Raw genomic sequence first — 12,997 nt, forward strand, 5'->3', positions numbered from 1 at the left:
CACCGTTCGTGGTTCTCGTGTTCCTCCTCGTGGTGGCCGCCCTTCTTGTGTTTGGCGTGCGCGCCGGCCTTCGCCGCGTGTCCACCACCACTCATCGCGGTCCTCCCCGAAGTTCGCGTCGGCGCCCTGTCGCGCCTTCGGGGATGAGATCGGCCCGACCGCCCGACAGGTGAGTGCCGGACGGTTGCCACGGGGGAGTCCCCTGGTGCGCTGCCGCAGCGCAGGACATGGCCGCGAGCCGCTCGCGGCGTCGACGTTCGCCGCCGCGCACCCCCGAGCCAGTCGCCCGCCGACCGTCGCTCGGTGGCGCTCGATCATCTCCGGGGCGCGTCCCGCCAGGATCGCTCAGGCGGCCTTTTCCTTCTCCTTGGAGGCGCCCGGCGGCAGGAGGCTGCGCAGCTTCTGCGCGACCAGGCGCGGGTTCGCCCCGGCCTGGATGTTGATGATGCCCGCGATGACGAGCTCCATCTGCCCGCACTCGATGTCGGACAGGCGCTTCATCTTGGCGCCCATCGGCAGCCAGATGACGTTGGCCGACAGCACGCCCCACAGGGTGGCCACGAACGCGCCCGCGATCAGCTCGCCCAGCTTGGCCGGCTCGCTGAGGTTCTCCAGCACGTGGATGAGGCCGATGACGGTACCGATGATGCCGATCGTCGGCGCGTAGCCGCCCATGGCCGTGAAGATCGTCGCGGCCTGCTTGTCGGCCTTCTTCTTCGCCTCCACCTCGGCCTCGAGGATGGCGGCCAGCTCCTCGGAGTCCGTGCCGTCGATGGCCAGCTGCAGGCCCTTCTTCAGGAAGGGGTCCTGCACCTCCTTCATCGCGTCCTCCAGGGCCAGCAGGCCCTCCCGGCGGGCCTTCTCGGCCAGCTTCACGATGTCGTCGACGAGGGAGTCGTACACCGCCGACTTGGACAGCATCACCCGCTTCAGCGAGTCGACCAGGCCGATGATGTCCTTGAGCATGCCGCCGGCCATGGCCGCGCCGAGGGTGCCGACGAAGACCAGCACCAGCGGCGCGGCCAGGAAGATCGACCCGGGGCTACCGCCCTCGAGGATCATCGCGGTGAAGATCGCGACGAAGGCGAGGACGATGCCAGCGAGGGTTGCCGGATCCATGGTGCTCAGCGCTCCCGACGGTGCAGACGGACGACGTTGGTCTCTTTGACCCGCTCCGCGGCGGCCTCGGCCCGCTCCTCCGGCGTCTGCCCGGCGAGGTTCTGGGCCTCGGCGACGACCGAGGCCCGGTAGTGCCGGATGAGGGCCACGACCTGCGGCAATGACTCGGCGACGAGGTACTTCGTGCCGTCGACCAGGGTGATGACGGTGTCGGGCGTGCAGTCGGCCCGCTCGACGAGGTCGGGGTTGAGCGCGAAGACCGGGCCGTTGAGGCGGGTCAGCAGTATCACGGCGCCCTCCTAGGACTTACCGCTTGAGGTTCACCAGCTCCTGCAGCACGTCGTCGGAGGTGCTGATGACCTTGGAGTTGGCCTGGAAGCCGCGCTGGGCGACGATCAGGTTGGTGAACTCCTGGGCCAGGTCGACGTTGGACATCTCGACCGCGCCGCTCTGCAGCGTGCCGAGCCCGGCGGAGCCCGGGGCGTTGACCTGGGCCAGGCCGGAGTTGACGGTGAAGCGGTACAGCGAGTCGCCCACCTTCTCCAGGCCGGGCGGGTTGTTGAAGTTGGCCAGCGCCAGCTGCGCGACGGTCTGCTTGTTGCCGTTGGAGAAGATGCCGACCAGCTGGCCGTCGGGGTTGATGGAGAACGACTGCAGCGTGGCGGCCGGCGCGCCGTTCTGGCTCAGCGGCTGCACCGTGGCGTTGCCGGTGTACTCGGTCAGGCCGGCCAGGTCGACGTCGATCATCGTGCCGGTGCCGTTGCCCGACGGGTCGTACTGCATGCCGATGTGTGTGGCGCCCCCAGCGTCGGTGTACGTCGGCTGGGTGATCTGCCCGTTGTTGCCGAACACCAGCGGGGTCAGCGGGCTCTGCGCGCCGCCGTTGCCGTCGTCGAGCTGCAGCGACCAGGACTGCGCGTTCGGGTCCCAGATGAACTGCTGCCGCAGGGTCCGCTGCGCGCCGGTGGTGTCGTAGACCTTGATGGTCCGCGAGATCGTGGTCGCGGTGCTGCCGGCGTTGGCCGGGAGGTTGCCGGCGATGACCGCGGCGGTGGTGGCCGTGGGTGCGATGAGGGTGCCCATCGGCAGCCGGATGTCGCCCAGCGGCGCGTTGCTGTTGACCACGCCGTTGACCGCCGGCCAGCCCTGCACGGCGGCGCCGGTCGGGGTGACCAGCTTGCCCTCGGCGTCGAAGTTGAACGCGCCGGCCCGGGTGTACAGCTGCTCGTTGGTCGAGTTCACCACGAAGAAGCCGTCGCCGGAGATCATGACGTCGGTCGCCCGGCCGGTGGTCTGGGCCGAGCCCTGCACGAAGCTAGTGTTGATGGCGGCCAGCCGCACGCCCAGGCCGACCTGGGCGGGGTTGGTGCCGCCGAGCTCGGGCTGGGGGGCGCCGGCGCTGCGCATCATCTGGCTCAGCGTGTCGGCGAAGACCGTCTGGGCCGACTTGTACCCGACGGTGTTGACGTTGGCGATGTTGTTGCTGGTGACGTCCATCATCTGCTGGTGTGCGCGCAGGCCGCTGATGCCGGAGAAGAGTGAGCGGAGCATCTGGGGTGGTTTCCTTTCAGGACGCCTGAGTGGGTGGTTGAGCTGGCGTCGCCGGTGGCGTCCGCGGCGCTTGTTGCGTTGGTGCCGGTGGCGTTTGTTGCGCGGGTGGCGTCTGCTGCGCTGGCGGTGCCTCCTGCGCGGGCGGTGCCTCCTGCGCCGGCGGCTCCTGCGGCGTGGGCGGTGCCTGCTGGGCGGGCGGCGTCTGCTGCGCGTTCGGCTGAGCCGGGTCGGCCGCCGCGTCGGTGGCCGTCACCTGCTTGATGTCGGCCAGCGCGATGTCCGCGTCGCCGACGCGCACGGTCGTCGTGGTCCCGGCGAACTTCGCGGCGCTCACCACGCCGGTCTGCTCCTTGCCGTCCTTGCCGGTGTACGTCACCGTGCGCCCGATCAGGTTGCTCGCGCCGAGCTGGAGCTGGGCGGCCAGCAGGTTCTGCCCGACCTTGGCCAGGTCGGTGAGCTTCTCGACCGTGGTGAACTGGGCCGTCTGCGCCAGGAACTCGCTGTTGTCCATCGGGTGGCTCGGGTCCTGGTACTTCAGCTGCGCCACGAGCAGCTTCAGGAACGCGTCCTTGCCCAGCTCCCCGCCGGGCTTGGCGGTCTCGTCGGGTTTGTCCGTCGCGGCGGGGGCCTTCGTGGCCGGGGCATTGGCATTCGGCAGGTAGTCGGCGACGTCGCCGACGACCGGGGTCTTCTTCGGCAGGTAGTCGGCGGCGTTGCCGGTGACCGGCGTCGGGGCTGTAATGGCGGGCTCCCTTCTACAGCTGTACGTCGACCAGGCCGTCGTCGACCGGCGCCGGCGGCTCGGTGGTGAAGGTTTGGCCGCCTTCGGGCGTACGTCGTTGAGATCGTCCCTCCGGCTGCCAACCTGAGAAATGTTGCGATTGGTTGCCCGCCGGGGAGTCCTGCTGGTGCAGGTCCAGCGCGCAGCCGGCGAAGCCCGCGTCGGTCAGGTCCTGGCGCAGCTGGGGCAGCGCCGCCTGCAGGGCGGCCTGGCCGGCCTCCCGGTCGGCCCGCAGCTGCACCGCGATCGTGCCGTTGCGGACCTCGGCCACGACGCTGATCGGCCCGAGGTTCTCGGGCTGCAGCCGCAGCGTCATGCGGTGCACCCCGTCGGGCCCGCGGCGCAGCGGCGAGAGCACGCTGACCAGCTGCGGCGCCACGCTGCCCCACCCGTCGGCCCCCGTGGGCGCGGGCTGCGGCACCGCGGGCGCCGGGGTGGTGGGCGCCGTCACCGGCACGGCATTCGGCGCGGCGTTCACTGCCACGCCCGGCACGACGCTCTGGGCGGCGTCCGGCACGATCGCCGGGTCGGCCCGGTGCGCCGGCGGTGCGAGGACGGCAGCCGCGTCCGCCACCACCGGCCGGCCCGCGCCCGGGTCGCTCGCGGGCGCATCGTCGGCCGGGCCGGTGGCCACGGGTCGTGGCGCGACCGGCGCCGCGGGCAGGACGGGCCCGGCCGGCGCGGCGGTGCCCTGCTGGTTGCCCCCCGGCTGCTGACTCCCCGGCCGGCCGTCGCCCGGCTGGAAGTTGCCCTGCTGAAAGGTGTCCTGCTGGAAGACGCTCTGCTGGAAGGCGCTCTGCTGGAAGGTGACCGGCGCGGCGGTGCCCGGTGCCCCGGCGGCGGCGGGCGTCTCGACCGGCGCCGAGGCGGTGGCCGGTGCGGCCGCCACCGCGCCCGGCACGACGGCGGCGACGACCGGATCGGCGGCCGGCATCGGCTGCGCGGTGGCCGAAGCCAACGCCGGAGCCAACGCCTGGGCAAAGGTCTGGGCCGAGGTCTGAGCCGACGCATGAGCCGATGTTTGAGCCGGTGCCTGGATCGATGTCTGAGCCGGTGCTTGGACCGGTGCCTGAGCCGGTGTTTGGACCGGTGCCGGTGCCTGAGCCGGTGCCAGGGGCTCGGCCGCCGCCGTGGCCGGCGCCGCGACGACCGGCCGGGTCGCGGCCGCCAACGCTCCGGTCGCCGCGGTCGCCCCGGGCACGGCCGGCATGTTCGGCGCCGCCGCGTCCGGCAGCGCGGAGGCGGCCTGGTCAGCCCTCACTCCGGTTGTCATGGCCGCGGCGGCGCCCGGCACCGCGACGGGCGGAGCCGCCGGCGATCCGGCCCCCTGCCGCGCGACGACGACCGGCCGGCCGGTGACCGGCGGCGGCCCCACCGGGGCGGTCGGGCCCGGACCGGTCGGCGCGGGTGCGCCCTGCGGTTGCGCGGCGGTCGGAGCTGCCCCCGGGCCGGATCGAACCCCCGGCGCCTCGACGGCGATGACGGCGGCCCCACCTGCCACGGCCACGGCCACGGTCGCCGACTCGGGGACGGCGATCTCCACCGTCGCCGGCGCCGGCCCTTCGGCCCGGACCCCGATGAGCGCAACCGGCGTGATCTGCGCGGGCGCCGCGGCACCCGTGGGCCGGACGGACAGCGGGCCGGTCTCGATGACGGTCGCCGTGGTGCTCCCGGCAGTGGCGGCGAGCTTGGCCTCCAGGTCCGCCGCGAGAGCGGAGCGGAGGTCGCCAGGGTCGGCCGGTGCGGGTGGGGGCGCCCCAGGATTCGGCACCATGCCCGGCGGGGCCGCCTTCGAAGGGACGAACGCGACCGCAATCTGGGCCGGGGCCGTCTGGACTGGCGTGGCGACGGCGACCTGCATCGCGGGCGGGATCAGCAGGAGCAGCGCGACCCCCGCGTCGTCCGCGGGCGCCTCGCCCGCCTTGGCCGCCGGCTTGCGCTGCCCGGTGGCGTCGCGCGGCATCTCGTCGAGGGCGGCGCCCAGCGCCTCCTCGAGCGTGTTGGCGAGGGTCCCGGCGAAGTCCTCGGCCGGGGCGTCGGAACCGGCGGTGGTGGCGCGCGCCGACGGGGCGGTCGCCTTGGCCGGGGCCGGCACCCCGAGCGGGAGCGGGAGCACGGTCACAGCAGCCCCCCGTCCGCGGCCAGGACGGTCCCCAGCTGGGCCATCGCCGCCTTCACCTTCGGCACGTAGGCCCGGGTCTCCGGGAACGGGGGGATGCCGCCGTACCGGCTGACCGCCCCGCCCCCGGCGTTGTAGGCGGCCAGCGCCAGGTCCAGCGAGCCGAAGCGCTTCAGGTTGTTCGACAGCAAGCGGGCGGCGCCGTCGATGGCCTCCGCCGGGTTCAGGGCGTCGACGCCGAGGCCCCGGGCCGTGGCCGGCATCAGCTGCATCAGGCCCTGCGCGCCGGCGCCGCTGACCGCGTTCGGGTTGAAGCCCGACTCCACCTTGGCCACCGCGGCCAGCAGCGAGGGCTCCAGGCCGTACCGGGCCGCGGCCGACTGGAACACGTCGGCGTAGGGCACCGAGGACGACGGCGGGGCGGTGGAGCTCGCCAGGGCCGCCGGGCGCAGGGCCGGTGCCGTGGCCGGGGCGGCGACGCGGCGGATCGCCGTGGGCGTGCCGGCGACCGGCTCGACCTTCACCACCTCGCCGGTGTGCGGGGCGACGATCATCTTGCCGGAGCCGGCGTAGATGGCGATGTGATTGACCGGGCGGCCGAACGCCAGCAGGTCGCCGGGGCGGGCCTGGGCCAGCGACGGCACCGCGGTGCCCATCTCGGCCTGCTCGGCGGCGGTGCGCGGCAGTCGTACGCCGAGGTCGCCGTAGGCGCGCTGGACCAGGCCGGAGCAGTCCAGCCCGCGCTGCGGGGTGTTGCTGCCGAAGGTGTACGGCGTCCCGAGATACTTCCCGGCGGCCTCCACCACGTCGGCGCCGGACACGCGGGCCGGGCGGCTCGCGGCGGCGACGGCGGAGGTGGCCGGCGCGGCCGCCCCGGTGGAGTCCACGGTGGACTGCAGAGTGTCCCGGAAGGCCGACGCGGCCTCGGGCGCGGTGGGCTGGGGGCGGCCCAGCAGCGAGCGGATCTCGGTGATGCGGGCCTGGGCCTCGAGCACGGTCACGGGCGTCCCTCCGGGTCGGCGGTGTTCGAGTAGGAGCCGGCGGTGGTGATGTCGTCGACCGCCTTCGCCTCCGCCGCGGCCTCCGTGCGCTTGCGGGTGGCGTCGTGGCGCTCCTGGAGCTTCTCGATGGTGCGCCGCTGCACGGCGGCGTCGGTGAGCTCGCGCATGCGCTCCCGCACGGTCTCGTCGGCGGTGTGGCTCAGCGCGATCGCGGCGGCGAGCTCGCCGGCGAGGGCCTGGCGCGAGGTCAGCGTGGCGGCGAACGCGGCCGCGGAGGCGCCGTCGAGCACCCTGCGGCCGTCGAGGTCGCGCTCGCGGGCCCGCACCCGTTGCACGGCGGCGGTGGCGTCGGCTCGTGCGCGTACCACCGCGGCCTTTGCCGTGTCTTCCTGAGCCTTCCGGGCGCGCAGCACGGCGCCGAGCCGGAATCCGTTCTTGGCCATCAGCTACCTGCCAGAAGCGTCTCGAGCAGCTGCCACGCCCGGGGCCCCGGGGTGGTGTCGTCCATGTCCTGCCGGAGGAAGTCGTTGATCCGCGGCCACAGCTCGCGGGCGCGGTCGGCGTCCGGGTTGGTGCCGGTCACGTAGGCGCCGATCTCCACCAGCTCGCGCACGTCGCGGTGGGCCGCCAGCATCCGCCGCAGCGCGGTGCCGTTCGCCCGCTGCTGGGGCGTGGTCACGGCGTTGGCCACGCGGGAGACCGACTCCAGCACGTCGATGCTGGGGAAGTGCCCGGACGTGGCCAGGCGCCGGTCCAGGGTGATGTGGCCGTCGAGGATCGAGCGGGCCGAGTCGGCGATCGGCTCGTTGTGGTCGTCGCCCTCCACCAGCACCGTGTACAGCCCGGTGATGCTGCCGACCGGGGCCGGGCCAGCCCGCTCCAGCAGGCGGGGGAGCAGGGCGAAGACGCTCGGCGGGTAGCCGCGGGTGGCCGGTGGCTCGCCGGCGGACAGGCCGACCTCGCGCTGGGCCATGGCGGTGCGGGTGAGGCTGTCCATGAGCAGCAGCACGTCCGAGCCGCCGTCGCGGAAGTACTCGGCGATGCGCGTCGCGACGAAGCCCGCCCGCAGGCGCACCAGCGGCGGCTGGTCGGAGGTGGCGATCACCACCACGGAGCGGGCCAGGCCCTGCGGCCCGAGGTCGTTCTCGATGAACTCGCGCACCTCGCGCCCGCGCTCGCCGACGAGCCCGACGACCGAGATCTCCGCGTCGGTACCGCGGGTGATCATCGACATCAGCGAGGACTTCCCGACGCCGCTGCCCGCGAAGATGCCCATCCGCTGGCCCCGGCCGCACGGCACGAGGGTGTCCAGCGCGCGCACCCCCAGCGAGAGCGGCTCGAGCACCCGCCCCCGGGCCAGCGCGACCGGCGCCTCGTTCTCCACTGGCACGTGCTGCAGGCCGAAGAGCGCGGGGCCGCCGTCCATCGGCCGCCCGAGCCCGTCGAGGATGCGCCCGCGCAGCTGCGGCCCGACCGGGATCCGCAGCGGCCCGCCGGTGCTCACCACGGGGCTGCCGGCGCCGATCCCGGAGAGCGGGCCGAGCGGCAGGCAGGCCAGCCGGTCGCCGGTGATGGAGACGACCTCGGCCGGCACGATCCCGCCGGTGGCCGGGTCGCCGATCTCGACGAGGTCCCCGACCCGCCCCTCGACCCCGGCGACGGTGACGGACAGCCCGACGATCGACACGACCCGCCCGCTGACGCGGGGTTGCGCGGCCTGGGCGGCCGCCGCGAGCCGCTGCCGTAGCGCGGATGTCATTGCTCCAAGACCTCCCGGACCCGGTCGAGCGCGGGGCCCAGCCGGGCGTCGACGGTGGTGGCGTCGCTCAGGGCCACCGCGTCGCCCGGCAGGAGGCCCGGGTCGTCCACGAGTGACACCGTCCGGCCGTCCATGACCAGTTCCGTATGCCCGATCGTCACGCGGTCGGCCGGGTTGAGACGTACGGTGACCGCAGTTGCGGCCGGGGCCAGCGCGAGCGCCCGGGCCAGCGCCTCCCGGCCCGGCTCCTCCGCGGTGCGCAGCTCGCGGCGCAGCACCGCCTCGGCGATCGCGAAGGCGATGGACAGGACCTGCTCCTCGATGTCCGCCGCGGCCGGGACGACCCGCGCGTCGAGGTCGGCCGCGGCCCGGCCGATCGCCCGCACGGCCCGCTCGACCCGGTGCCGGTGCATCTGCGCCACCTGCGCGGCCTCCTCGGCGGTCCGGGCGGCCTCCGCGACGGCGGCCTCGCGCGCCTCGCGCACGCCCTGGGCCCATCCGGCGGCGTAGCCGGTCGCCTCGGCCTCGGCCCGCCACCGCGCGACCAGGTCGGGCGGCAGCGTCTCGCGCTCGCGCAGGTCGACGTCGAAGCGGGCGGAGGGCGCCGCGGTGGCCCGCGCGTCGCGCACCACGCTCTCGCCGAAGCGGACCGTGCCCGGCGCCTCCGGCGGCGGGAAGGCCCGCGTCGCCGGGGTCACCGGCGGGGGAGGCGGCGGCGGGAAGGCCGTGCGGGCCGGGGCCGGCCGCCTCTTCGGCGGCGCCGGGAACGCCAGCGGGTAGTCCTCCGCCTTCTCGCCCGGCACCGGGGGCTCGAACTCAGCCCACGAACTCATCGTCGTCACCCCTGCTGATCACGATCTGGCCGGACTCCTCCAGGGTGCGGATGGCCTGGACGATCTTGGCCTGCGACTCCTCGACCTGGCGCAGCCGGACGGGGCCGAGCATCTCGATCTCGTCGGCCAGGTTCTCCGCGGCGCGCTCGGAGAGGTTCTTCATGACCTTCTGGCGTACCTCCTCGCGCACGCCCTTGAGCGCGGTGGCGAGGTCGTTGGTCTCGACCTGGCGCAACACCAGCTGGATGGAGCGGTCGTCGAGGGAGACGATGTCCTCGAACATGAACATCTTGGAGCGGATCTCCTCGGCCAGCTCTGGATTGCGCCCGGCGAGGCCCTCGAGAATCAGCCGCTCGGTGGCCCGGTCGGTCCGGTTGATGATCTCCACCAGCGGCTCCAGGCCGCCGACGTTGGACAGGTCGCTGGGCTGCAGTACCGAGGACATCTTGCGCTCCAGCGTGGACTCGACCTGCCGGATGATGTCCGGTGAGGTGCGGTCCATGACGGCGATGCGGTGCGCGACGTCGGCCTGCAGCTCCGGGGCCAGGCCGGAGAGGATCTGGGAGGCCTGGGTCGCGGTCATGTGGGCCAGCACCAGCGCGATGGTCTGCGGGTGCTCGTCCTGCAGGAACGACAGCAGCTGGCGGGGGTCGGCCTGGCCGAGGAAGCCGAACGGCACGTCCAGGAAGACGGTGTTGAGCCGGCCCACGATCTCGCCGGCCCGCTCCCGGCCGAGGGAGGCCTCGAGCAGGTCGCGGGCGAAGTCCATGCCGCCCTGGCCGACGTACTTGTGCCCGGTCGCCATGTCGTGGAACTCCTCGAGCACCACGTTGGCGATGTCGGCCTCGATCTGGCCGAGCCGCACGATCTCGGCGGTGAGCTCCTCGACCTCCGCCTCGCGGAGGTGCGCCATGATCTTGGCGGCGTCCTCCTTGCCCATCTGCACGAGCAGGATGGCGGCCTTGCGCAGCCCCGTCATCTCACCCGTATTCATCTACCACCTTCTATATAATTCCCTGCATACAGCTAAATCGTGATATGTCCGAAATGTCGTGGCGCGGAGCGCCCGACATTTCGATAGTTGGTCTAGCTCCGCCGGTCGGCGAGCCAGCCGCGCAGGAGCTGGGCCACCTCGTCCGGCTGCTTCTCGACCATCGTGGTCAGGTCGCGGAAGCGCCCGTCGCGGTCGAACTCCTCGCCCGGGGCGCCGCCGCCCTCCAGCGCCGCGGCGCCGCCCAGCCCGCCGCCGCCCTCCAGTGCGAGCTTGGCCCGGGCCGCCTCGATCGCCGCCTGCATCTCCTCGAGCGCGGCGTTCTGCTCCTCGCTCAGCTTCAGCTTCTCCGCCTTGCGGCGCTTGCGCTGGGCGAGGGCGGCGATGATGAGCAGCAGCAGGAGCGCCAGGACGATCGCGCCCATCTGGATGTACTGCTGCTGAACCTCCGCCTGCCGCCCCTTCGCCGCCTCCGTGGCCGCGTTGCGCTCCGCGGTGGCCGCGCTGGTGTCGAACGCCATCGAGCTGACCGCGATCTGGTCGCCGCGGGTCGGGTTCAGGCCCACCGCGGAGGAGACGAGCTGCTGCAGCTGCGCGAGGTCGACCTTGGCCACCGCGCTGTCCACGATCACCGCGATGCCGAGCTTGTCCACCCGGCCGGGCGCGGTCTTGGTCGTCTCGGTGACCATGCCGACCGCGTTGTTGCGGGTCTCGGTCGTCTGCTGGTACTGCCCGTCCCCGCCCGCCCCGGTCCCGTTGGGCACCTGGATGTTGTCCGGGCCGAGCACCCCGCCGACGGGCACCCCGTTGCCGCCGGTGTACTGCTCGGACTTCTTCTGCTCGGACAGCGGCGGCACGGCCGGGTCGGCCACGTACTTCTGCGTCTTCGTCTCGGTGTTGTCGAAGTTCAGGTCGGCGGTGACGTTCACGGCCGAGTGCCCGGGCCCGACGACGGTGTCGAGCATGGTCTGCACCGCGGCCCGCAGCCGCTGCTCGTAGGCGCTGGTCTGGCCCGACGAGCCGCTCGGGCCCCCGCTCCCGCCGGAACTGTCCGATGTGGACAGCACCTTGCCGCCGGCGCTGACCACGGTCACGGCCTGCGGCTCCAGGCCCTCCACGCTGGAGGAGACCAGGTGCACGATCGAGGTCACCTGGTCGCCGGTCAGGGTCTTGGTGCCGGTGTTCACCAGCACGGAGGCGGTGGGCGCCTGCTGGTCGTCGGTGAAGACGTCCTTCTGTGGGATGGCCAGGTGTACCGACGCCGAGGAAACCCCGGCGATGGACCTGATGGTCTTCGCCAGCTCGCCCTCCAGGGCCCGCCGGTAGGTCACCTGCTGCATGAACTCGCTGGTCATGATGCCCTGCTTGTCCAGCAGGGCGTAGCCGGCGTCGCCCTGTGCGGGCAGGCCGGCGCCGCTCATCTCGATGCGCAGCGCGTACACCTGGTCGGCCGGCACGTTGATGGTGCCGCCCCCGCCGGAGAGCGTGTAGGTGACCCCGTCGGCGTTGAGCTTGTCGACGATGGCGCTCGCGTCGGCCGAGGTCAGGTTGGAGAACAGCGGCGCCATCTGCGGCTTGCCGGACCAGCTCGCGAAGAAGTAGCCGCCGATCGCGAGCGCCAGGACGGCGAAGATCGTGACGGCCTTCTGCCCGGGCGAGAACGACTTCCAGCCGTCGAGGCCGCGATGGCCGAGCGCGGTGAGCCGGTCGCGCATCAGGCCTGCATCCTCATGATCTCGTTGAAGGCGTCAAGGGCGCGGTTGCGCACGGCCACGGTGAGGCTCGTGGCCAGGTTGGCCTCGGTCGCCGCGATGATGTAGTCGTGCACGTCGGTGAGCTTCCCGGTGGCCGCCTGCACGGCCAGGTCGTCGGCGGTGTTCTGGGCGTCCTGCAGCTTCTGCAGGCCCTGGGCGAGCATGGAGCCGAAGTTCGCGCCCGAGCCGGCCTGGACCCCCCGGTCCGGCGAGCCGAGTGCGGCGGACATCGGGGCGACGGACGCGATGGGGGCGATGGCGTCGATGCTCACGGCGATCAGCCCTTCCCGACCTGGATCGCGGCCTGGTAGGCGTCCTTGGCGCGGTCGACGACGGTGAGATTCGCCTGGTATGCCCGTTGCGCCATGATCAGCTGTGTCATCTGCGAGCCCAGGTCGATGTCCGGGTACTTCACGTAGCCCTGGCGGTCCGCGATCGGGTTGTCCGGCTCGTACACCAGGCGGCCCTTGGCCGGGCCGAGGGCCGTCCCGGCCACCACCACGCCGCCGTCGCCGTCGCCGTAGTGCACGGCCTGCGCCTGGACGTACCGGGCCCGGAACACGTCGGCGCTGGTCGGCACCGCGTCGTTGACGTTGGCGATGTTGTCCGACACGGCGTCGAGCCACTTGCGGTAGACGGTGACCCCCGTGCCGGCGATGCCGATCGCCCCGAAGATGCCCATCGCGCTCAGCCCCTGATCGCCGTGCGCAGCAGGCCGAACTTGTCGTCGGTCGCGCGCAGCATCGTCTGGTACCGCAGCCCGGTGTCGATGTTCGAGAGCACCTCGTGGTCGAGGTTCACGTTGTTGCCGTCCTCCCGGGTCGGCTCCAGCGAGCGGGCCGTGGTGCTGGCCGCCCCGCGCGGGTCGCCCGCCTGCACCGCGGTGCGCAGGGCGTCCTCGAACTCCACCCGGCCGGCCAGGAAGCCGGGCGTCTGGATGTTGGCGATGTTGTCGGCGATCACCCGTTGCCGCTTGGCCAGCCCGTCCAGGGCGCCGTGCAGGGTGACCGACGTGATGTCCTCGAGCACGCGAACCGAACCCCCGTCGGTGTGTCGCCGGTCCATGGCCTGCGGGATGAGCGATCCTTG

General features: G+C 73.1%; 14 protein-coding genes. All 14 read right to left on the bottom strand.

What is annotated here, in order from left to right; genetic code table 11:
* Positions 1 to 345: 345 nt before the first annotated feature.
* Positions 346 to 1,119 carry a flagellar motor protein gene (locus tag AB0M46_RS00980; protein ID WP_363332116.1) on the bottom strand — a complete coding sequence of 258 codons (774 nt, stop codon included), beginning with the start codon at positions 1,117 to 1,119 and terminating at the stop codon, positions 346 to 348.
* 5 nt (positions 1,120 to 1,124) lie between these two features.
* Positions 1,125 to 1,409, bottom strand: a complete 285-nt coding sequence (locus AB0M46_RS00985) for a flagellar FlbD family protein (RefSeq protein ID WP_363332117.1) — start codon at positions 1,407 to 1,409, stop codon at positions 1,125 to 1,127.
* 16 nt (positions 1,410 to 1,425) lie between these two features.
* Positions 1,426 to 2,670: a flagellar basal-body rod protein FlgF gene (flgF, locus tag AB0M46_RS00990; protein ID WP_363332118.1), complete on the bottom strand. Its 1,245-nt coding sequence runs from the start codon at positions 2,668 to 2,670 to the stop codon at positions 1,426 to 1,428.
* Between the two features lie 16 nt (positions 2,671 to 2,686).
* Complete coding sequence (locus AB0M46_RS00995) at positions 2,687 to 3,544, bottom strand: flagellar hook capping FlgD N-terminal domain-containing protein (RefSeq protein WP_363332326.1); 858 nt, start codon at positions 3,542 to 3,544, stop codon at positions 2,687 to 2,689.
* Positions 3,426 to 5,573, bottom strand: a complete 2,148-nt coding sequence (locus AB0M46_RS01000; protein WP_363332119.1) for a flagellar hook-length control protein FliK — start codon at positions 5,571 to 5,573, stop codon at positions 3,426 to 3,428. Before AB0M46_RS01000 ends, AB0M46_RS00995 begins: the two co-directional genes overlap by 119 nt.
* Positions 5,570 to 6,571 (bottom strand): transglycosylase SLT domain-containing protein, encoded by a 1,002-nt coding sequence (locus tag AB0M46_RS01005; protein ID WP_363332120.1) that lies wholly within the window; start codon positions 6,569 to 6,571, stop codon positions 5,570 to 5,572. Before AB0M46_RS01005 ends, AB0M46_RS01000 begins: the two co-directional genes overlap by 4 nt.
* Positions 6,568 to 7,014, bottom strand: coding sequence for a cell envelope biogenesis protein TolA (locus tag AB0M46_RS01010; RefSeq protein WP_363332121.1), 447 nt, complete (start codon positions 7,012 to 7,014; stop codon positions 6,568 to 6,570). The genes AB0M46_RS01005 and AB0M46_RS01010 overlap by 4 nt, the downstream gene beginning before the upstream one ends.
* Positions 7,014 to 8,330 (bottom strand): FliI/YscN family ATPase, encoded by a 1,317-nt coding sequence (locus tag AB0M46_RS01015; RefSeq protein ID WP_363332123.1) that lies wholly within the window; start codon positions 8,328 to 8,330, stop codon positions 7,014 to 7,016. Before AB0M46_RS01015 ends, AB0M46_RS01010 begins: the two co-directional genes overlap by 1 nt.
* The gene (locus AB0M46_RS01020; protein ID WP_363332124.1) at positions 8,327 to 9,163 is read right to left on the bottom strand and encodes a FliH/SctL family protein; all 837 of its coding nucleotides are present in this window, start codon (positions 9,161 to 9,163) and stop codon (positions 8,327 to 8,329) included. The genes AB0M46_RS01015 and AB0M46_RS01020 overlap by 4 nt, the downstream gene beginning before the upstream one ends.
* On the bottom strand, positions 9,147 to 10,157 hold the full coding sequence (fliG, locus tag AB0M46_RS01025) for a flagellar motor switch protein FliG (RefSeq protein WP_363332125.1): 1,011 nt from the start codon (positions 10,155 to 10,157) through the stop codon (positions 9,147 to 9,149). The genes AB0M46_RS01020 and fliG overlap by 17 nt, the downstream gene beginning before the upstream one ends.
* Positions 10,158 to 10,249: 92 nt before the next feature.
* Positions 10,250 to 11,869 (bottom strand): flagellar basal-body MS-ring/collar protein FliF, encoded by a 1,620-nt coding sequence (gene fliF / locus AB0M46_RS01030; protein ID WP_363332126.1) that lies wholly within the window; start codon positions 11,867 to 11,869, stop codon positions 10,250 to 10,252.
* A complete protein-coding gene (gene fliE, locus AB0M46_RS01035; protein ID WP_363332127.1) occupies positions 11,869 to 12,180 on the bottom strand; it encodes a flagellar hook-basal body complex protein FliE in 312 nt (103 codons plus the stop codon). Before fliE ends, fliF begins: the two co-directional genes overlap by 1 nt.
* Positions 12,181 to 12,185: 5 nt before the next feature.
* Positions 12,186 to 12,590: a flagellar basal body rod C-terminal domain-containing protein gene (locus AB0M46_RS01040; protein WP_363332128.1), complete on the bottom strand. Its 405-nt coding sequence runs from the start codon at positions 12,588 to 12,590 to the stop codon at positions 12,186 to 12,188.
* Positions 12,591 to 12,595: 5 nt separating this feature from the next.
* Positions 12,596 to 12,973, bottom strand: a complete 378-nt coding sequence (locus tag AB0M46_RS01045) for a flagellar basal body protein (RefSeq protein WP_363332129.1) — start codon at positions 12,971 to 12,973, stop codon at positions 12,596 to 12,598.
* Between the last annotated feature and the right edge of the window lie 24 nt (positions 12,974 to 12,997).

It is taken from the genome of Dactylosporangium sp. NPDC051485 (genome assembly GCF_040682015.1).
Classification (GTDB): Bacteria; Actinomycetota; Actinomycetes; order Mycobacteriales; family Micromonosporaceae; genus Dactylosporangium.